At 63.8% G+C, this 19,041-nt stretch carries 18 protein-coding genes; 11 read left to right on the forward strand and 7 right to left on the reverse strand.

Annotated elements, in window-relative coordinates; genetic code table 11:
• Window positions 1-202 precede the first annotated feature (202 nt).
• Window positions 203-1,207 (forward strand): GTP 3',8-cyclase MoaA, encoded by a 1,005-nt coding sequence (gene moaA / locus JV551A3_RS24200; protein WP_133974717.1) that lies wholly within the window; start codon window positions 203-205, stop codon window positions 1,205-1,207.
• Between the two features lie 20 nt (window positions 1,208-1,227).
• Complete coding sequence (locus JV551A3_RS24205) at window positions 1,228-2,127, forward strand: bestrophin family protein (protein ID WP_133974719.1); 900 nt, start codon at window positions 1,228-1,230, stop codon at window positions 2,125-2,127.
• 119 nt (window positions 2,128-2,246) lie between these two features.
• On the opposite strand, the gene moaB is transcribed toward JV551A3_RS24205, so the two are convergent.
• Window positions 2,247-2,786: a molybdenum cofactor biosynthesis protein B gene (gene moaB, locus JV551A3_RS24210; RefSeq protein WP_133974721.1), complete on the reverse strand. Its 540-nt coding sequence runs from the start codon at window positions 2,784-2,786 to the stop codon at window positions 2,247-2,249.
• Between the two features lie 140 nt (window positions 2,787-2,926).
• On the opposite strand from moaB, the gene JV551A3_RS24215 reads away from it, so the two are divergent.
• Both JV551A3_RS24215 and JV551A3_RS24220 read left to right on the forward strand, forming a co-directional pair.
• Window positions 2,927-3,814, forward strand: a complete 888-nt coding sequence (locus tag JV551A3_RS24215) for a LysR family transcriptional regulator (RefSeq protein ID WP_133974723.1) — start codon at window positions 2,927-2,929, stop codon at window positions 3,812-3,814.
• Window positions 3,815-3,965: 151 nt separating this feature from the next.
• Entirely contained in the window at window positions 3,966-4,811 is an 846-nt protein-coding gene (locus JV551A3_RS24220) for a DUF6216 family protein (protein WP_133974725.1), read from the forward strand.
• Here the strand turns inward: JV551A3_RS24220 and JV551A3_RS24225 are convergent.
• Window positions 4,801-5,571 (reverse strand): AraC family transcriptional regulator, encoded by a 771-nt coding sequence (locus tag JV551A3_RS24225; protein ID WP_133974727.1) that lies wholly within the window; start codon window positions 5,569-5,571, stop codon window positions 4,801-4,803. The genes JV551A3_RS24220 and JV551A3_RS24225 overlap by 11 nt on opposite strands.
• A gap of 379 nt (window positions 5,572-5,950) precedes the next feature.
• Here JV551A3_RS24225 and JV551A3_RS24235 point away from each other — a divergent pair, with 379 nt between their 5' ends.
• The 5 genes from JV551A3_RS24235 (at window position 5,951) to JV551A3_RS24255 (ending at window position 12,496) form a co-directional block, all read left to right on the forward strand.
• Complete coding sequence (locus tag JV551A3_RS24235) at window positions 5,951-7,567, forward strand: APC family permease (RefSeq protein ID WP_133974729.1); 1,617 nt, start codon at window positions 5,951-5,953, stop codon at window positions 7,565-7,567.
• Window positions 7,568-7,590: 23 nt separating this feature from the next.
• Complete coding sequence (locus JV551A3_RS24240) at window positions 7,591-8,517, forward strand: 4-hydroxyproline epimerase (RefSeq protein ID WP_112254211.1); 927 nt, start codon at window positions 7,591-7,593, stop codon at window positions 8,515-8,517.
• A 46-nt stretch (window positions 8,518-8,563) separates the two neighbouring features.
• The gene (locus tag JV551A3_RS24245) at window positions 8,564-9,511 is read left to right on the forward strand and encodes a dihydrodipicolinate synthase family protein (RefSeq protein WP_133974731.1); all 948 of its coding nucleotides are present in this window, start codon (window positions 8,564-8,566) and stop codon (window positions 9,509-9,511) included.
• A 157-nt stretch (window positions 9,512-9,668) separates the two neighbouring features.
• The gene (locus tag JV551A3_RS24250) at window positions 9,669-11,246 is read left to right on the forward strand and encodes an aldehyde dehydrogenase (NADP(+)) (protein WP_133974733.1); all 1,578 of its coding nucleotides are present in this window, start codon (window positions 9,669-9,671) and stop codon (window positions 11,244-11,246) included.
• A 2-nt stretch (window positions 11,247-11,248) separates the two neighbouring features.
• A complete protein-coding gene (locus JV551A3_RS24255) occupies window positions 11,249-12,496 on the forward strand; it encodes an NAD(P)/FAD-dependent oxidoreductase (RefSeq protein WP_133974735.1) in 1,248 nt (415 codons plus the stop codon).
• Window positions 12,497-12,614: 118 nt separating this feature from the next.
• On the opposite strand, the gene xenA is transcribed toward JV551A3_RS24255, so the two are convergent.
• Complete coding sequence (gene xenA / locus JV551A3_RS24260) at window positions 12,615-13,706, reverse strand: xenobiotic reductase XenA (RefSeq protein ID WP_133974737.1); 1,092 nt, start codon at window positions 13,704-13,706, stop codon at window positions 12,615-12,617.
• A gap of 50 nt (window positions 13,707-13,756) precedes the next feature.
• Between xenA and JV551A3_RS24265 the strand changes: the two genes are divergently transcribed.
• Window positions 13,757-14,092, forward strand: a complete 336-nt coding sequence (locus JV551A3_RS24265; protein ID WP_133974739.1) for an ArsR/SmtB family transcription factor — start codon at window positions 13,757-13,759, stop codon at window positions 14,090-14,092.
• Between the two features lie 119 nt (window positions 14,093-14,211).
• Here the strand turns inward: JV551A3_RS24265 and JV551A3_RS24270 are convergent, their stop codons facing one another.
• The 4 genes from JV551A3_RS24270 to JV551A3_RS24290 form a co-directional block, all read right to left on the reverse strand.
• A complete protein-coding gene (locus JV551A3_RS24270) occupies window positions 14,212-14,829 on the reverse strand; it encodes a helix-turn-helix transcriptional regulator (RefSeq protein WP_133974741.1) in 618 nt (205 codons plus the stop codon).
• Complete coding sequence (locus JV551A3_RS24275) at window positions 14,829-15,473, reverse strand: hypothetical protein (protein ID WP_133974743.1); 645 nt, start codon at window positions 15,471-15,473, stop codon at window positions 14,829-14,831. The genes JV551A3_RS24270 and JV551A3_RS24275 overlap by 1 nt, the downstream gene beginning before the upstream one ends.
• 258 nt (window positions 15,474-15,731) lie before the next feature.
• Window positions 15,732-17,369 carry a malate dehydrogenase (quinone) gene (gene mqo, locus JV551A3_RS24280; protein ID WP_133974745.1) on the reverse strand — a complete coding sequence of 546 codons (1,638 nt, stop codon included), beginning with the start codon at window positions 17,367-17,369 and terminating at the stop codon, window positions 15,732-15,734.
• Between the two features lie 433 nt (window positions 17,370-17,802).
• Complete coding sequence (locus JV551A3_RS24290) at window positions 17,803-17,994, reverse strand: YhfL family protein (RefSeq protein ID WP_046616491.1); 192 nt, start codon at window positions 17,992-17,994, stop codon at window positions 17,803-17,805.
• 256 nt (window positions 17,995-18,250) lie between these two features.
• Here JV551A3_RS24290 and JV551A3_RS24295 point away from each other — a divergent pair, with 256 nt between their 5' ends.
• A complete protein-coding gene (locus JV551A3_RS24295; protein ID WP_133974748.1) occupies window positions 18,251-18,868 on the forward strand; it encodes a LysE family transporter in 618 nt (205 codons plus the stop codon).
• Window positions 18,869-19,041 lie beyond the last annotated feature (173 nt).

Here is a 19,041-nt window from a genome sequence, read left to right on the forward strand (position 1 = left end):
AGGGATCCCACAAGTTTCGAGGTCCTGCGCTTTACCTGTGGGAGCGGGTTTACCCGCGAATTGGGCGACGCGGTCAACACTTTGAAATACCTGGCCTGCAGCCATGATAGAGGCCATCGATCAATCAGTCGGACAAAGCAATTTGACGCCCCGGCGCCCAGGTTATAGCTTGAATCGAGTCCCTACCCTTTCGAGCGCGAACGTGGAACAGAACAGCCGGGCCCTGATCGACGGCTTCAACCGGAAAATCGACTACCTGCGGATGTCGGTCACCGACCGCTGCGACTTCCGCTGCGTGTACTGCATGGCCGAAGAAATGCAGTTCCTGCCGCGCCAGCAAATCCTCAGCCTCGAGGAACTGTTCCAGGTGGCCGAGCGCTTCGTCGCCCTCGGCACCCGCAAGATCCGCCTGACCGGTGGCGAGCCGCTGGTGCGCCAGGGCATCGTCGACCTGTGCGGGCGCATCGCCGCCCTGCCCGGCCTGCGCGAATTGTGCCTGACCAGCAACGGCTCGCAACTCGGGCGCCTGGCCCAGCCGTTGTTCGACGCTGGCGTGACGCGCCTGAACATCAGCCTCGACAGCCTGGACGCCGACCGTTTCAAGCAACTGACCCGCACCGGCGACCTGCATCAGGTGATCGCCGGCATCGACGCCGCCCGCCAGGCCGGCTTCAAGCGCACCAAGCTCAACTGCGTGGTCCTCAAGGGCCGCAACGATCATGAACTGGTCGATCTGGTGCGCTTTGCCATCGACCGCGAACTGGACATCACCTTTATCGAAGAAATGCCCTTGGGCGTGATCAGCGAACATGAACGCGGCGAGTCGTTCTGTTCCAGCGATGAAGTACGTGCGCTGCTGACCGAGCAATTCACCCTGGTCGAATCGACCGAGTCGTCCCAGGGCCCGGCCCGCTACTGGCGCCTGGCCGAAGCCGCCAACACCCGGGTCGGCTTCATTTCGCCACACAGCCACAACTTCTGCGCAACCTGCAACCGCGTGCGCCTCACCGTCGAAGGCCGCCTGCTGCTGTGCCTGGGCAATGAACACTCGGTGGATCTGAAGCAGGTGCTGCGCGCCCACCCCGGCAACCCCGAACGCCTGGAAAAGGCCATTCGTGACTCGTTGCACCTAAAGCCCTATCGCCATCATTTCGAAGTCGGTGGCGACGTGCAGATCCTGCGCTTCATGAACATGACTGGCGGCTAGGCAGCCGTCTCTGGACTTCCATGATCGTCCACCCTACCCCCGATGTGCTGCGTGTGCTGTTCACCCTCAAGGGTTCGATCGTCAAGCGCATTGCCCTGCGCTGCCTGACAATCACCCTGCTGGCCGCGCTGATCGTGTTGGTCGAGCGGCATTTCCCGGCGTTCTTCTACCCGGTCAGCGCCACGCCGTTCACATTGCTTGGCCTGTCGCTGTCGATTTTCATGAGCTTTCGCAACAACGCCTGCTACGACCGCTGGTGGGAGGGGCGCAAGGCCTGGGGCAAGCTGATCATCGAAACCCGCTCGTTCGTACGCGAAAGCCTGGTGATTACCGATGAACCTCTGCGGGCCGAACTGTTGCGCAGCCTGTGCGGCTTTGCCCATGCGCTGAATGCACGGCTGCGCAGCGAGGACGAACTGGCCGCCGCCCGGCCCTGGCTGGCCCGGCCCGAAGCGATCAGCCCGCACAACGTGTGCGACGCCATCCTGCGCGAAATCGGCGGGCACTGCTCGCGGCTGGCCGAACAGCAGCAGATCAGCGACTGGCGCTACAGCCTGCTGGAACAGCGGCTGGTGGGCCTGACCGAAGTGCAAGCCACCTGCGAGCGGATCAAGGGCACGCCGTTGCCGTTCCCCTACACGCTGTTGCTGCACCGCACCATCTACATCTTCTGCCTGCTGTTGCCGTTTGCCCTGGCCGAGCCGCTGGGCTGGCTGGCGCCGCTGTTCACCACCATCGTGGGGTACACGTTCTTCGGGCTGGATGCGATTGGCAACGAACTGGAAGACCCGTTCGGGCGCGACGAGAACGACCTGCCCACCGATGCCATGGTGCGGACCGTGGAGCGCGATGTGCTGGCGGGGTTGGGGGAACAACAGCTACCGCCGGCGTTGCTGCCGGTGGACCATGTACTGAGCTGAATGGTTGGGGTTTGCTGTGCCGGCCCCTTCGCGGGTAAACCCGCTCCCACAGGGTTCGAAACCTGTGGGGTCCCTGTGGGAGCGGGTTTACCCGCGAAAGGGCCAGAACAGGAGAGCACTCAGCCCCGGCTGGCACACGCCTCGATCGGTTTCAGGTGCTTGACGAAGTTGCACGGCCGGTGCCGCGCATCCAGTTGCTCCGCCAAGATGCCTTCCCACGCTGTACGACAGGCCCCGGTGGACCCCGGCAGGCAGCACACCAACGTCCGGTTGGACAACCCGGCAAGCGCTCGGCTTTGCACGGTCGAGGTGCCGACATCGAGAATCGACAACGCACGGAACAGTTCGCCAAAGCCATCGATGCGCTTTTCCAGCAGGCACTCGACCGCTTCCGGCGTGCTGTCACGACCGGTAAAACCGGTACCGCCGGTGATCAGTACCACCTGCACCTGCTCGTCGGCAATCCAGGCGGCGACCTGGGCGCGGATCTTGTATAGATCGTCCTTGAGCAACGCCCGCGCCACCAGGCGGTGGCCAACCTCCACCGAACGGCTGGCCAGCAGTTCACCGGAGGTGTCGTTGTCATAGGTACGGGTATCGCTGACAGTCAGCACGGCGATGTTGAGCGGTACGAAGACCGCGTCGGGTTGGACGCGCACGGTGGGGCTCCTCGAGTGGCATTGCCGCCACGCTAGAGGCATGGCCCGGGGGCGTCCAATCGATATGGCGTACCGACTGATCAATGACATCTATCGCAGACGTGGGTTAAGGTCTGCATAACCCGATACCAGGCACTTCCATGGACATCAAGCAGCTCAAATTCCTCATCGCCCTCGACCAGACCCGCCACTTCGGCCAGGCGGCGGCGTTGTGCCATATCACCCAGCCGACGCTGTCCATGCGCCTGCGCAACCTGGAGGACGAGCTGGACCTTGTGCTGGTCAAGCGCGGCCAGCGCTTCGAAGGCTTCACCGAGGCCGGCGAGCGCATCCTGGCCTGGGCCCGTACCCTGCTCGCCGCCCACGACGGCCTGCAGGCCGAGGCCGCCAGCTGCCGGGGCCAGGTAGTCGGCAGCCTGCGCCTGGGCACGGTGCCGCTGGCCAGTTTCAACCCCATGCACCTGCTGCTGCCGCTACGTGAAAAATACCCCGAACTGCACTTCCAGATCAGCTCGCTCAGCTCGGAACAGGTCATCGACGGGCTCAGCCGCAACCAGCTCGACCTGGGCATCTGCTACCTGGACCAGGTCAACACCAGCTTCTTCGAAGTGATCGAACTGGGCACCACCACCATGGGCCTGCTGCACGATACCCGGCACTTCCAGTTCGCCAGCGACACCCTGCGCTGGGACGAGCTGGGCGACATTCCGCTGGGCCTGCTGAGCAAAGGCATGCACTACCGCCAGTCGCTGGACCTGAGTTTCCGCAGCCGTGGCCTTGAGCCGAACGCGGTACTGGAAAGCGACTCGAGCTTCCAGCTGATCCAGGCCATCAACGCCGGCATGTGCTGCGCGGTCATGCCGCTGGACTGTGGCCTGGAAGACCTGAGCGAGCACCTGCGTATCCTGCCGGTGGCCGACGCTGCCATCCACAGCCCGGTCGGCCTGCTGCTGCGGCGCAGCGAACCGCGTTCGGCAATTGCCGAGCAGTGCTTCGATGAGGCGCGGCTATTGTTCGCCAATGCCTGAGCTTGGCCCGGCAAGCAGAACTTTCCTACAGGCAACTCAGAAGCTTCGCTAACGACAGGTCAGATTAAGCGCCTTTATCATCGTCGCTTCATCGGACCCGCCGGCCGGCAGCGCATGCACAAGGCCAGCTTACTTCGTTAAAGGAGCTGACATGAACACTTCCACAAACCTGGCCTCATCCTTCTGGAGCATAGAGAACCTGGCGCCCTTGGCCGGCATCGGCGCGCCCATACTACTGGGGATCCTGTTGTGGTTTATCTACAGACGAGCCGGTTCGCTGTACTTTCTTCGAGACCTCATCTGGCGCATCTTCGGTGGCACCACCGAATTCGACAACCACTCGCAGTTCGACAACCTGCGCAAGGAGCTAAGGGAAATCGAGTACTTTCGCTATGAGTTCAACATCCCCGCGAAAAACCTGCACGAGGCCAACCTTGCCCATCGCTGGATCGTCGACAACGGCTTGGCACCCGGCGACCTGAGCCGCAACCGCGCCTACATCGACTGGAGCGACTTCAACGCCCCCAGGTTCGCTACCGGCAAATTTTCTCCGAAACGCTTCAGGTGTTTCATTGCACTGCTGGCCATACTGGGCGTGCTGCTGGCTCCCCTGCCCATGGCAAGCCAATCGCCGTACATGATGGTATGGCTGAAAAACGAGCCGGACTCACCTGCATTTTATCTGTCGCAACAGGACATCAAGTTTGAAATGTGGTTTCCGGATGACAAGCTGACGCTGGACCAGTGCCGGTCTTCGGAAAGACTGGCGCCCTTTACCCGCTACATGCCGGAAGAAAATCTGGACACCATCTGCTCTTTCTTCATGGCCACCGACTACGCAGTTGAAGTTGAAAAGGGCCTGAAGGGCCAGCGTCGGTTTCTGGCGGTTGTGTCCGCGATACTGTTTCTTGGCCTGGTGCTGGTAGTACTGAAGCTGTCACGAATGCAGCGCGCGCAAAACGTTTATAACCGCTTCATCGCGTCTACTACGCCGTAGCCTGGCGGTACTGCCTCGGAGTGAAGCCGGTCAGTTGCTTGAACTGGCGGCTGAAGGCGCTGTGGTCGGTATAGCCGCAGCACATCGCCACTTCGGTGATCGGCAGGTCCGAGTGCAGCAAACGGTGGGCGTGCTCCAGGCGCGCCTTGTGGATCATCTGCCGTGGCGTCAGGTGGAACACCCGCTTGCAGTAGCGCTCCAGCTGGGCCACGGAAATGCCGGCGATACGGGTCAGCTCGCCCATGCTGATCGGCTGGTGAAAATGCCGGCGGATATGCTCGTCCACCGCCGCCAGGCGCTGGTAGGCGGGGTGGCTGTCGGCGGCTGACTGCAGGTCGACCGAGATGCCCACCAGGCCGATGATCTCGCCGGCCTGGTTGTACAGCGGGCGCTTGTGGGTCAGGCACCAGCCAGGCTCGCGGCTACCGTACAGGTGCAGTTCCAGCTGGTCTTCCAGCACCAGGCCTTCCTTGAGAACACGACGGTCCTGCTCGGTGTAGCCGGGGCCCAGTTGTGCCGGGAACACTTCGGCACTGGTCTTGCCCAGCAGCGGTTGCAGGCGCTTGAGGCCGCAGCGCTGGACCAGGGTGGTGTTGGCCAGCACGTAGCGGGCGGCCGGGTCCTTGATGAAGATCGCGGCGTTGGGGATGGCGTCGAGGATCGGCAGCAGCAGGGATACGCCGGCGAGCAAGGCCTCGAGGCTGGTGGGGCGGTGCTGGTCGAGGGACTGGTAGAGGGTTGCCAGGGGGGTGTCGGTCATCTGCTCTAGCTCGGTTTGCTGTGTCGGCCTCTTCGCGGGTAAACCCGCTCCCACAGGTACTGCGCAGCCCTCGAAAGCTGCGGAGATACCTGTGGGAGCGGGTTTACCCGCGAAGAGGCCGGCACAGCGAGTAAATGTCTACAACCCTTATGCGGTATGGCTTACAGCCTATCCACCGCCCTTCCCTCCCACCACTGTTTTTTTGCAACTGTGCCGATTTCGTCATTCCCCCTGCAGAAAACCATCAAGAACCGTCGCCCCGATCGGTCCACTCTATGCCCCACGCAAGCCGCCCCAAGTCCTACAAGAGCGCGGCCCAAAAAGCCGCATCTCGTGACATCAGACCTGCCTATCCAATAACCAACAAAAAGGCGAACCCATGTCAGGCAAATTCAAAAAACAGTTGTCATTGCTGGACCTCACCTTCATCGGCCTAGGCGCCATCTTCGGCTCAGGCTGGTTGTTCGCCGCCAGCCACGTCTCGGCCATCGCCGGCCCGGCCGGCATCCTGTCCTGGTTCCTTGGCGGCTTCGCCGTTCTGTTGCTGGGCATCGTCTATTGCGAACTGGGCGCTGCCCTGCCGCGTGCCGGGGGCGTGGTGCGCTACCCGGTTTACTCTCACGGCCCGCTGCTGGGCTACCTGATGGGTTTCATCACCCTGATCGCCTTTTCCAGCCTGATCGCCATCGAAGTGGTCGCATCGCGCCAATACGCCGCCGCCTGGTTCCCTGGGCTGACCAAGGCCGGCTCCAGCGACCCGACCGTGCTCGGCTGGCTGGTGCAGTTCGCCCTGCTGGGGCTGTTCTTCTTCCTCAACTACCGCAGCGTGAAAACCTTCGCCAAGGCCAACAACCTGGTCAGCGTGTTCAAGTTCATCGTGCCGCTGCTGGTAATCGGCGTTCTGTTCACCTTCTTCAAGCCAGAAAACTTCGAGGTCCAGGGCTTTGCCCCGTTCGGTCTGTCCGGCGTTGAAATGGCGGTATCGGCCGGTGGCATCATCTTCGCCTACCTGGGCCTGACGCCGATCATTTCGGTGGCCAGCGAGGTGAAGAACCCGCAACGCACCATCCCTATCGCACTGATCCTTTCGGTACTGCTGTCCACCGCGATCTACGCCCTGCTGCAACTGGCCTTCCTTGGCAGCGTGCCGACCGAGATGCTGAGCAACGGCTGGGCCGCAGTGACCAAGGAACTGGCCCTGCCCTACCGCGATATCGCCCTGGCCCTGGGCGTGGGCTGGCTGGCCTACCTGGTGGTGGCCGACGCGGTGATCTCGCCCAGCGGCTGCGGCAACATCTACATGAACGCCACCCCGCGCGTGGTCTACGGCTGGGCGCAAACCGGCACCTTCTTCAAGTACTTCACCCGCATCGACGCCGAGTCCGGCATCCCGCGCCCGGCACTGTGGCTGACCTTTGGCCTGTCGGTGTTCTGGACCTTGCCGTTCCCGTCCTGGGAAGCGCTGATCAACGTGGTTTCCGCCGCCCTGGTACTGAGCTACGCCGTGGCCCCGGTCACCGTCGCCGCCTTGCGTTGCAACGCCCCCGACATGCCGCGCCCGTTCCGGGTCAAGGGCATGGGTGTGCTTGGCCCGCTGTCGTTCATCATCGCCGCGCTGATCGTGTACTGGTCGGGCTGGAAGACGGTGTCCTGGCTGCTGGCCCTGCAGATCGTGATGTTCGTGCTGTACCTGCTGTGCGGCCGCTTCGTGCCGACCCAGCACCTGTCGCTGGCCCAGCAAGTGCGCTCGTCGGCATGGCTGATCGGCTTCTACGCCGTGACCATCCTGCTGTCGTGGCTGGGCAGCTTCGGTGGCCTGGGCGTGCTCGGCCACCCGTTCGACACCGTGGTCGTGGCCGCCTGTGCGCTGGGCATCTACTACTGGGGTGCTGCCACCGGCGTACCTGCACACCTGGTGCGCCTGGAGGGCGACGATGAAAGCGAAGCCTCCTCTGAAAGCTACCCAGGCCAGCGCCCTGCCGCCGTCGTCTCCTGACCCACTCTCGAATGGATATGCCCATGAAACACGTTCACGTCATCGACTCGCACACCGGCGGGGAACCTACCCGCCTGGTGATGAAAGGCTTCCCGCAACTGCATGGCCGCAGCATGGCCGAGCAACGTGACGAGCTGCGCGAGCTGCACGACCAGTGGCGCCGCGCCTGCCTGCTGGAGCCTCGTGGCAACGATGTGCTGGTCGGAGCGCTGTACTGCCCACCGGTATCGGCCGACGCCACTTGCGGTGTGATCTTCTTCAACAACGCTGGCTACCTGAACATGTGCGGCCACGGCACCATCGGCCTGGTCGCCTCGCTGCAGCACCTGGGCCTGATCGCACCGGGCGTGCACAAGATCGACACCCCGGTGGGCCAGGTCAGCGCCACCCTGCATGAAGACGGCGCCGTCACCGTCGGCAACGTGCCGTCCTACCGCTATCGCCAGCAGGTGCTGGTGGACGTGCCCGGCCATGGCCCGGTGCGCGGCGACATCGCCTGGGGCGGCAACTGGTTTTTCCTTGTTTCCGAACACGGCCAGCGCATCGAGCTGGGCAACCGCGAGGCGCTGACCGAGTACACCTGGGCGATGCTCAAGGCCCTCGAAGCCCAGGGCATCACCGGTGAAAACGGTGCGCCCATCGACCACGTCGAACTGTTCGCCGACGACGCCAACGCCGACAGCCGCAACTTCGTGATGTGCCCCGGCAAGGCCTACGACCGCTCGCCCTGCGGCACGGGCACCAGCGCCAAGCTGGCCTGCCTGGCCGCCGACGGCAAGCTCGACCAAGGCCAGACCTGGGTACAGGCCAGCATCACCGGCAGCCAGTTCCAGGGCCGCTACGAGCACGACGGCGATCGCATTCGCCCGTTCATCACCGGCCGCGCCTACATGACCGCCGACAGCACCCTGCTGATCGACGAACAGGACCCGTTCGCCTGGGGCATCTGACCCCGGCTTTTTCCAAAAAAATCGAATATCGCGAGGAGTGACAACAATGACCAACAACATCTTCACCGGCACCATGCCCGCCCTGATGACCCCCTGCACCGCCGAGCGCAAGCCGGACTTCGACGCCTTGGTGCGCAAGGGCCGCGAGCTGATCGAGGCTGGCATGAGCGCCGTGGTGTACTGCGGTTCGATGGGTGACTGGCCACTGCTGACCGAGGCCGAGCGCCAGGAAGGCGTGGCGCGCCTGGTGGCCACCGGCATTCCGACTATCGTCGGTACCGGCGCGGTGAACACCCGTGAGGCGGTATCCCACGCTGCCCACGCGGCCAAGGTTGGCGCCGCCGGCCTGATGGTCATCCCCCGCGTGCTCAGCCGCGGTGCCTCGCTGATTGCCCAGAAGCACCACTTCTCGGCCATCCTGGCAGCCGCACCGAAGCTGCCGGCGGTGATCTACAACAGCCCGTACTATGGCTTCGCCACCCGCGCCGACCTGTTCTTCGAGCTGCGCCGCGAGTTCCCCAACCTGATCGGTTTCAAGGAGTTCGGCGGTGGCGCCGACCTGCGCTACGCCGCCGAGCACATCACCTCCAAGGATGATGATGTGACCTTGATGGTCGGCGTCGACACCCAGGTGGTGCATGGCTTCGTCAACTGCAACGCCACCGGCGCCATCACCGGCATCGGCAACGCCCTGCCGCGTGAGGTGCTGCACCTGGTGAGCCTGAGCAAGCAGGCGGCCAAGGGTGACGCCAAGGCCCGCCGCCTGGCGCGCGAACTGGAAGCGGCGCTGGCGGTGCTGTCGTCGTTCGATGAAGGCTGCGACCTGGTGCTGTACTACAAGCACCTGATGGTGCTGAACGGCGACAGCGAATACAGCCTGCACTTCAACGAGACCGATGTACTGACCGACACCCAGCGCAACTATGCCGAGCAGCAGTACGCGCTGTTCCGCACCTGGTACGCCAGCTGGTCGGCTGAGCAGAACCTGGCCTGATCACCTGATTCCAGGCCGAGCCGCAGCCCCTGTGGGAGCGGGTTCACCCGCGAACACCGGCGAAGCCGGTGCCAGGCACCGAGTCGCCTGCTTCGCGGGTAAACCCGCTCCCACAAGGGCTGCGTTCTCCCTTGATATTGATTCCAAAGGAGGCTCCATGACCCTCACAGGCAACCTGCTGATCGGCCAGACGCCGGTAACCGGCAGCCGCGAAGCCATCCGTGCCATCGCCCCGGCCACCGGCCTGGCGCTGGAGCCGGCCTACCTCGGTGGCACCGGCGAACACGTGGCCCAGGCCTGCGCCCTGGCCTGGGCGGCGTTCGATGCCTACCGCGAAACTTCGCTCGAACAACGGGCACAATTTCTCGAAAGCATCGCCACGCAAATCGAAGCCCTCGGCGATGCCCTGATCGACCGCGCCGTGGCCGAAACCGGCCTGCCCAAGGCGCGCATCCAGGGCGAGCGTGGCCGCACCTGCACCCAGCTGCGCACTTTTGCCCGTGTGGTGCGGGCCGGCGAATGGCTGGACGTGCGGGTCGACAACGCGCAGCCCGAGCGCCAGCCCCTGCCACGTGCCGACCTGCGCCAACGCCAGGTGGCCCTGGGGCCGGTGGCTGTATTCGGCGCCAGCAATTTCCCTTTGGCCTTCTCGGTTGCCGGTGGCGACACCGCCTCGGCCCTGGCCGCCGGTTGCCCGGTGGTGGTCAAGGCCCATGGCGCCCACCCGGGCACCAGCGAGCTGGTCGGCCAGGCAGTGGCAAAGGCTGTGAAGCAGTGCGGCTTGCCGCCCGGTGTGTTTTCGCTGTTGTACGGCTCCGGTCGTGAAGTGGGCATTGCGCTGGTCAGCGACCCGCGCATCAAGGCCGTTGGCTTTACCGGCTCGCGCAGTGGCGGCATTGCGCTGTGGCAGGCGGCCCAGGCCCGCCCGGAACCGATCCCGATGTACGCCGAAATGAGCTCGATCAACCCTGTGTTCCTGTTCGACACCGCCCTGCAGACCCGCGCCGAGGCACTGGCACAAGGCTACGTCGCCTCGCTGACCCAGGGTGCCGGCCAGTTCTGCACCAACCCCGGCCTGGTGATTGCCCGTCAAGGGCCGGCGTTGCAGCGTTTCATCGACGCCGCCAGCGAACATGTGCGCCAGGCTTCGGCGCAGACCATGCTTACCCCGGGCATTTTCAGTGCCTACCAGGCTGGTGTTGGCGCCCTGGCCGCAAACGCCAATGCCCAGCCCGCCGCCAGTGGCCTGGTCGGGCAAGGCCCCAACCAGTGCCAGGCGCAGCTGTTCGTGACCCAGGCCGAAGCGTTCCTCGCCGACCCGGCGCTGCAGGCCGAAGTCTTTGGCGCGGCGTCGCTGGTGGTGGCCTGCGCCAACGATGAGCAAGTCCGCCAGGTGGCCGAGCATCTGGAGGGCCAACTGACCGCCACTCTGCAACTGGACGATGCCGACATCACCAGCGCCCGCGCGCTGCTGCCGATCCTCGAGCGCAAGGCTGGCCGCCTCCTGGTCAATGGCTGGCCGACCGGTGTAGAAGTATGCGACGCGATGGTGCACGGCGGGCCATTCCCGGCCACCTCCGACGCCCGCACCACCTCGGTGGGCACGGCGGCGATCCTGCGCTTCCTGCGCCCGGTGTGCTACCAGGACTTCCCCGATGCCCTGCTGCCGCAGGCGCTGCAGCACGGCAACCCGTTGCAACTGCGGCGTCTGCTCGACGGTAAACGGGAAGGCTGAGCATGGTCGAAACCGCTGAAACCGATATCGCCGTGGTCGGCGCCGGCATTGTCGGCGTCGCCTGTGCCCTGCAACTGGCCCGCCAGGGCCGCCGGGTGACCCTGGTCGACCGCCAGGCACCCGGCCATGGCGCGTCCTACGGCAACGCCGGGCACCTGGCCACCGAGCAGGTATTCCCGATTGCCGACCTGTCGATTCTCAAACGCCTGCCGCGCATGCTGCTGGACCCGATGGGCCCGCTGCGCCTGGACTGGAAGTACCTGCCCAAGGCCATGCCGTGGTTCACCCGCCTGCTGCTCAACCTGCGCCCAGGCCCGTTTCAGCGCAGCGTGGCCGGCATCCGCACGTTGAACGAAGGCAGCCTGGGCGCCTGGCAGCGGCTGCTGGGTTCGATCGGGCGCAGCGAGCTGTTCCAGGAAGATGGCTCGCTGCTGGTATTCGAGCGGCCGGAGTCGCGCCAGGCCCTGGAGGCCTTGCGCGCACGCATGCAACAGCAGGCGGTGGCGGTAGACTTCTGGTCGGCCGACACCGTGCGCGAGGCGGCGCCGCAACTGAGCCCGTCGTTGCAGGGTGGGCTGTTCTTCCCACGTACCGGGCACTTCATCGACCCCTACCGGGTGGTGTGCGAACTGTTCGAAGCGGCCAAGGCCAGTGGCGTGCGCTTTATCCAGGCGCAGGTCGACGGCGGGCGGCTGCACAGCGGCGGGGTCAGCCTGGCCAGCGACCAGGGCACGCTGGAGGCCCGCCAGGTGCTGATCAGTTGTGGTGCGCATTCTGCGCGGTTGACCGGCGCGCTGACCGGCAAGCAGGTACCACTGGACACCGAGCGCGGCTACCACCTGATGTTGCCTGGCGAGCATCAGCGTTTGCCGTTTGCCGTTACATCGCTGGAGCGCAAGTTCATCATGACGCCCATGGCCGAGGGCTTGCGCCTGGCCGGCACGGTGGAATTCGCCGGGCTGGACGCGCCGCCGAGCATGCAGCGGGCGTGGCAGTTGCACCGCTTGAGCAAGGGGTTGTTCCGGCGGGATTTGAGTGTGGAGGGAGCGACGCCGTGGATGGGCTTGCGGCCTTCATTACCGGACTCGTTGCCGGTGATTGACCGGGTGTGTGATGGGCGGGTGCTGTTGGCGTTCGGGCATCAGCACCTGGGGTTGACCCAGGCGGCGGTGACGGCGGAATGGGTGGGGCGGTTGGCCGAGCGGGCCGGTGGACCGGAGATGGGGGCTTACCGGTTGGATCGGTTCTAGATTCGGGGGCCGCTTTGCGGCCCTTTCGCGACACAAGGCCGCTCCTACAGGGGACCGCGTACGCTTGTAGGAGCGGCCTTGTGTCGCGAAAGGGCTGCGCAGCAGCCCCCGGCATCACTCAGCGATAACGCTCAAGCCAGTGCGCATAAGGCGCCGGCAAGGTCCAGGAGGCTTTCTCCACCCCCAACTCTTTGGCCGCAAAGTAAGCCCAGTGCGGGTCGGCCAGGTGCGCACGCCCAACCGATACCAGGTCCAGCTGGTTGGCCTGCAGCGCCGCTTCCGCCAGTTGCGGCGTACCAAAACCCCACGCCGAAGTCACCGGCAGCTTCGCCTCACGACGCACGCGCTCGGCAATCGGCCCCATGAACGCCGGGCCCCACGGGATCTTGGTGTCAGGAATGGTGAAGCCGACACTCACGCTCAGCAGGTCGAGGCCGCCAGCCTTGAAGCGGCGCGCCAGTTCGATCGACTCTTCCAGGGTCTGCTCATCACGGCCGTCGTATTCCAGCACACCGAACCGCGCAGTCAGTGGCAGGTTCTCTGGCCATACCTCACGCACCGCTGCCAGGGTTTCCAGCAGGAAGCGGCTGCGGTTGTCGAAGCTGCCACCGTAGGCGTCGGTACGCTTGTTGGAATGCTCGGAGAAGAAGCTCTGGCCCAGGTAACCATGGGCAAAGTGCAGCTCGATCCACTCGAAACCGGCATCGCGCGCACGGCGGGCAGCATCGACGAAGTCCTGCTTGACCCGGGCGATGTCTTCCAGGGTCATCTCGCGCGGCACTTGCGGCAGGTGCGCGCCGAAGGCGATGGCGGACGGGGCGATGGTTTCCCAGCCGCGGGCGTCGTCGGCGGCAATGTGGTCATCACCTTCCCACGGGCGGTTGGCGCTGGCCTTGCGCCCGGCGTGGGCAATCTGGATACCCGGCACGGAACCGGCGGCCTTGATTGCCTGCACCACCGGCACGAAAGCCTGGGCGTGGGCATCGCTCCAGATACCGGCGCAACCGGGGGTGATGCGCCCTTCCGGTGCCACGGCAGTGGCCTCGACCACCAGCAGGCCGGCACCGCCACGGGCCAGGCCGGCCAGGTGCACGTGGTGCCAGTCGTTGATCATGCCGTCCTCGGCCATGTACTGGCACATCGGCGGAATGGCAATGCGGTTGCGCAGGGTGACGTCCTTGAGGGTATAGGGTTCGAACAAGGCGGACATGGGCAAACTCCCGAGCTGGTTGATTACGATAGTTCGATCATAATCGAACTATGGCAATTAATGATAGCCCCGTTATCATGACGCCCATGCGAGCCTATCAACATCCCAATTCTGAAGACCTCACCCTGGAACGCCTGCTCTATGCCCTGAGCGACCCGGTGCGCCTGGGTATCGTGCGTCACCTGGCGGGCGTGGCCGAAGCCAGCTGCGGCGAGCTGGACGGCGGCCGGCCGAAGTCGAGCATGTCACACCATTTCCGCGTGCTGCGTGATGCGGGGTTGGTGCATACCCGCAATGTGGGGACGACCCATATGAACTCGTTGCGTAGCGAGATGCTGGGGGAGCGGTTTCCAGGGTTGCTGGACTGCATTCTGCGCCAGCAATGATTTGCCTGTGCTGGCCTCTTCGCGGGTAAACCCGCTCCCACAGAGGTCGCACAGGTCTTGAAGGCAGTGATTATCCTGTGGGAGCGGGTTTACCCGCGAAGAGGCCAGCACAGGCAACATCAATCTTCTTTCTTGCCCAGGGCAAACCGGCACACCAGCCCTCCCCTGAGCATGCACTCCTCATGGCTGACCTCGCCTCCACCCAAGGCCCCGATCAGCGCCAGGTCCAGCTCGCAAACCACCGGGTGCGCCTTGGCCAGGTGATGAAACACGCAATTGTGCGCAACGATCTGCGGCTCGCCCCCCGAGCGGAAGAACACCTGCGCTTCGTACCCGGCATGGTTCATGTGCTCGACGATGCGCGCCTCATCCACCACCTGGTGCTCAAGGTCCGCCGCCAGCTTGCGCCCCAGCTGGCGCATCAGCGCCAGCAACGCCTCCTGCCCCAGCAAGCCGGCCACTTGCGCAATCAGCAGGTTGGCCAGCAATGGGTACTGCCGCGGGAATAGTTCGCGGGCATGTTCGGTCAGCTCGTGCAGCTGCTCCGGGCGGCGCCCGGTGGGCCGGGTAGCGCCACGCCTGATCAGGCCGTCGCGCTCCAGCGCTGCCAGATGCTGGCGCACGGCCGTGCGGGTGATGGCCAGGGCCTGCGCCAGGTCGTCGATGCTCATGCCGGATGGCTGACGCAACAACGCGTGGAGCAGGTCCTGTTGGGTACGGCCCAGGCCTTCGAGCATCAGAATTTGTCCGGGAACTGTTTGACCAATGCCGCAGCCAGGGCATCGGACAATGTCAGGATATGCTCGCGCATCATCGCCCAGGTGCGCGCCTCGCCCACGTAGTCAGCAGCCGCCTGCTGGTCGATCTGGGCCACGTGGTGCCCGCCGTGGGCGCTGAGCAGCGTCAGCAGGGTCGCCTCGGGCAGGTTCGGGTTGGCCTTAGCCAGGAACGCGGCGATGGCCTTGGCATTGCTGGTCAGCTCATTGACCGCGGCTTGCTGGCCCTTTTTGTCCTTGGCCACGGTGGCGTCGCTGTAGTGCTTGATGGCGCCCCAGTGGCCGGCCAGCAGTTTCAGCAACTGATCGGCAGCAGGCTGGCCGTACAGCGGGGCAATGCTGTTGGCGATCCTGGTGGCGTCGGTGACCACTTCCTTGGCGGCGACTTCGGCCTCCTTGGCATTGCCGGCCTGGTTGGCGACGGCATAGTTGCGCACCCAGAAGATGTGCTCGACCCACAGGTCACGCAGGGCCATGCGCGTGGTCATTGCAGCAGCTTCGGCGGGTTTGGCGGCGGGGGTTTCGCTGGAGTAGGAGTAGCTTTGGCTCAATGTCGGCTGGGCGCACAGGGCGAGCAGCAGTAAGGTGGCGATCTTGATGTTCATGACAGCACCCTCCTGGAGGGGATCGACTGACAAGATTAATTTAAGCATCAAAATATGTTTTTATTAGGGCTGAGCAGGGTTTCCGATCAGTGGTTTCCTGAACTGGCCTCTTCGCGGGTAAACCCGCTCCCACAGGGATAGCGCCAAGCCTGTGGCCAGCGCGGTCCCTGTGGGAGCGGGTTTACCCGCGAAAGGGCCGGTACAGGCAACAAAAAAGCCACGAGGTCTCCCACGTGGCTTCTTCACAACAATGGCCAATTACAGCGCCATGTCATTCTCAGGCTTGCTCTCGACCGGCTGGCTCGGTGCAACCGTGGTGCCGACGCTCTCGTCGATCACCGGAGGCTTCTCGAGCTGCAGCACTTCAGCGGTGTAGTTCCACTCCTTCTGGGTGGCCGCCGCCGAGTCGTTCAGCTTGGTGCCGTAGCTCGGCACGATCTGCTTGATCTTGGCCTGCCACTCAGGGGTAGCGACCTTCTCCTTGAACACGGTTTCCAGCACGTTCAGCATGATCGGTGCAGCAGTCGACGCACCTGGCGATGCACCCAGCAGGCCGGCGATGGTGCGGTCTTCGGAAGCGACCACTTCAGTGCCCAGCTTCAGCACGCCACCCTTCTCGGCATCACGCTTGATGATCTGCACGCGCTGGCCGGCCTGCCACAGGCGCCAGTCTTCCTTCTTGGCGTTCGGGAAGTAGGTGCGCAGGGCTTCAAAGCGGTCGTCGTCAGACAGCATCAGCTGGCCAGCGAGGTACTCCACCAGCGGGTACTGATCGATGCCGACCTTGGTCATCGGCCACACGTTGTGGGTGGTGGTGCTGCTCAGCAGGTCCAGGTACGAGCCGTTCTTCAGGAACTTGGTCGAGAAGGTGGCGAATGGGCCAAACAGGATCACGCGCTTGCCGTCCAGCACGCGGGTGTCCAGGTGCGGAACCGACATGGGTGGCGCGCCGGTCGAGGCGATGCCGTAGGCCTTGGCCATGTGCTGCATGGCCACGGTCGGGTTCTCGGTCACCAGGAACGAGCCGCCCACCGGGAAGCCTGCGTATTCCTTGGCTTCAGGAATGCCCGACTTCTGCAGCAGCTTCAGTGCGCCGCCGCCGGCACCGATGAACAGGAACTTGGCGTCGGTGGCCGACTCGCTACCGTCCTTCAGGTTCTTGTACTCGACGTGCCACGAGCCGTCCTTGTTGCGGGTGATGTCCTGCACTTCGCTGGACAGCTTCAGGTCGAAGTTTTCCTGGGTTTTCAGGTGGCCGACGAACTGGCGGGTGATCTCGCCGAAGTTGACGTCGGTGCCGATTGGGGTCCAGGTCACGGCCAGCTTCTGGTTCGGGTCGCGGCCTTCCATCATCAGCGGGACCCACTTGGCGATCTGCGCGTGGTCCTCGGAGTACTGCATCGGGCGGAACAGCGGGCTGGCCTGCAGCGCCTCGTAACGCTTCTTCAGGAACTTGATGTTGTCATCGCCCCACACGAAACTCATGTGCGGCGTGGTGTTGATGAACGAGTGCGGGTTCTTCAGCACGCCCTGGCGCACCTGCCACGACCAGAACTGGCGGGAGATCTGGAAGGCCTCGTTGATTTCGATGGCCTTGGCGATGTTGACGTTGCCGTCCTTGTCTTCCGGGGTGTAGTTCAGCTCGGCCAGCGCGGAGTGGCCGGTACCGGCGTTGTTCCAGCCGTTGGAGCTTTCTTCGGCCACGCCATCCAGGCGCTCGACCATTTCCATCGACCAGCTTGGCTCCAGCTCGTGCAGCCACACGGCCAGGGTCGAACTCATGATGCCGCCGCCGACCAGCAGCACATCTACTTTCTTGGTTTCTGCGGCGTGCGCTTGCATGACGCTTGCAGCGACAGCCAGACCCAGCAAGGTCTTGCCAGCTTTCTTGAACATTGATCGATTCCAGTCAGGAGAACAGAGGGTGGGCCTGTGGCTGGCCCAGGTAAAGCGTGTTCTGCAGCGCAGGCTTGTTGTTGATCATTGTTCAGCAGCCAGAGAACCAGAAAACGACTCGGCCTTTTGTCGAATTGACCGACAAGGCTGAATCGTTTTTCCGATTGTAGCTTAAATGCCAGCACAAACAAATTGCCGGCCTGGGAGTCAAGGTGACGGGTTGTCTCACGCCTGTACTGGCCTCTTCGCGGGTGAACCCGCTCCCACAGGTACCATGCCGCACTCAAGTCCGGTGAAATTCCTGTGGGAGCAGGTTCACCCGCGAAAGGGCCGGCACAGGCTGAAGTGCGCCACAAACAAAAACCCCCGGCCATGTACATGACCGGGGGCCTTGGATCACGCCGCAAGCGTCGCGATCAGGGTACCGCCAAGATTACTGCTGCTGAGGCAGTTTATCGATCGGGCCGCAGCCACCGATGATCTTGGAGATGGAAACCGAAGGGTGGAACAGGTAGTCGTAGCTGCAGTTTTTCGGCTGGTTGTAAACCTGGCCAGTGCAACCCGACAGCAGGGCAACACCCGAAACGACAGCAACGGCTACGGTAGCCTTGAACAGCTTTTTCATACTAAGTCCTTTAAATGAATCATCTTCGGCCATCATTCTGATGGCGCCGGGATGATACAGAACATGAGCATTGGATCCAAGCTGCAAAAGTGCACTGGCTGGTTGCACGCGCGCTGCAACAAGTTGCCTTGCAGGAAATGTCGCGCACTTCTGAAAACAAGAGCTTGCTTCCAATTTCCTGGTAGACGGTTGAAAAGCGGGCCGGTGGCGACGATAGTCTTGAACTCTGCCTACGCACTACCAACAGGAGTTTCCCATGCTCGGCGTCACCGACTACGGCGCGTTCGTCATTGCCTTCATCATCGTCCTGGCCATCCCCGGCCCGGGCAACTTCGCCCTGATTACCGCCACCGGCAAGGGCGGGATCAAGGCCGGCATGGCCGCGACCTGTGGGGTGATCCTGGGTGACCAGGTGCTGCTGTGGCTGGCAGTGGCTGGCGTTGCCACCCTGCTGGCGGCCTACCCTGCTGCCTTCCATGTGGTGCAGTGGGCCGGCGCCGCGTACCTGGCCTACCTGGGCCTGCGCATGCTGCTGAGCAAACCCGGTGGCGCGCCACGGGCCAGCCGCATGGACAACGGCCAGTACCTGCGCCAGACCATGATGATCACCCTGCTCAACCCCAAGGCGATCATGTTCTACATGGCGTTCTTCCCGCTGTTCGTCGACCCGGTGAAACACCAGGGGCTGGTGACCTTCGGCTTCCTCGCGGCGACAGTGGCGGTGGTGACCTTCCTGTACGGGTTGATCGCCGTGGTGCTGACGCACCAGTTGGCCGAACGGATGCGCGCCAATCCGCGGGTTGCCAATATGTTCGAGCGGTTGGCGGGGGCTTGCCTGGTGGGATTCGGCATCAAACTGGCGGCAATGCGCTGAAGGCCTTGGGGGGCGCTTTGCGCTCCCGGTCCTACAGTTGAAACTCAGAATAATCCCCTTCCTTGTAGGCCATTTCCCAAACATACTGCCAAACCGCTCAAACTGTTGCGACGGATTGGGTCGCGCTCTAGTCTCGGCTTGTCGTTGTCAACTCAACGACCGGCTTTGACAGG

Source organism: Pseudomonas inefficax, from assembly GCF_900277125.1.
GTDB lineage: Bacteria > Pseudomonadota > Gammaproteobacteria > Pseudomonadales > Pseudomonadaceae > Aquipseudomonas > Aquipseudomonas inefficax.

Coding starts and splice junctions, on each gene's coding strand:
- JV551A3_RS24295 (WP_133974748.1), top strand. CDS start 18,251: ATGCTCGGCGTCACCGACTACGGCGCGTTCGTCATTGCCTTCATCATC.
- JV551A3_RS24220 (WP_133974725.1), top strand. CDS start 3,966: ATGAACACTTCCACAAACCTGGCCTCATCCTTCTGGAGCATAGAGAAC.
- JV551A3_RS24225 (WP_133974727.1), bottom strand. CDS start 5,571: ATGACCGACACCCCCCTGGCAACCCTCTACCAGTCCCTCGACCAGCAC.
- JV551A3_RS24205 (WP_133974719.1), top strand. CDS start 1,228: ATGATCGTCCACCCTACCCCCGATGTGCTGCGTGTGCTGTTCACCCTC.
- JV551A3_RS24235 (WP_133974729.1), top strand. CDS start 5,951: ATGTCAGGCAAATTCAAAAAACAGTTGTCATTGCTGGACCTCACCTTC.
- JV551A3_RS24255 (WP_133974735.1), top strand. CDS start 11,249: ATGGTCGAAACCGCTGAAACCGATATCGCCGTGGTCGGCGCCGGCATT.
- JV551A3_RS24250 (WP_133974733.1), top strand. CDS start 9,669: ATGACCCTCACAGGCAACCTGCTGATCGGCCAGACGCCGGTAACCGGC.
- JV551A3_RS24240 (WP_112254211.1), top strand. CDS start 7,591: ATGAAACACGTTCACGTCATCGACTCGCACACCGGCGGGGAACCTACC.
- JV551A3_RS24245 (WP_133974731.1), top strand. CDS start 8,564: ATGACCAACAACATCTTCACCGGCACCATGCCCGCCCTGATGACCCCC.
- JV551A3_RS24275 (WP_133974743.1), bottom strand. CDS start 15,473: ATGAACATCAAGATCGCCACCTTACTGCTGCTCGCCCTGTGCGCCCAG.
- JV551A3_RS24215 (WP_133974723.1), top strand. CDS start 2,927: ATGGACATCAAGCAGCTCAAATTCCTCATCGCCCTCGACCAGACCCGC.
- xenA (WP_133974737.1), bottom strand. CDS start 13,706: ATGTCCGCCTTGTTCGAACCCTATACCCTCAAGGACGTCACCCTGCGC.
- mqo (WP_133974745.1), bottom strand. CDS start 17,369: ATGTTCAAGAAAGCTGGCAAGACCTTGCTGGGTCTGGCTGTCGCTGCA.
- JV551A3_RS24270 (WP_133974741.1), bottom strand. CDS start 14,829: ATGCTCGAAGGCCTGGGCCGTACCCAACAGGACCTGCTCCACGCGTTG.
- JV551A3_RS24265 (WP_133974739.1), top strand. CDS start 13,757: ATGGCAATTAATGATAGCCCCGTTATCATGACGCCCATGCGAGCCTAT.
- JV551A3_RS24290 (WP_046616491.1), bottom strand. CDS start 17,994: ATGAAAAAGCTGTTCAAGGCTACCGTAGCCGTTGCTGTCGTTTCGGGT.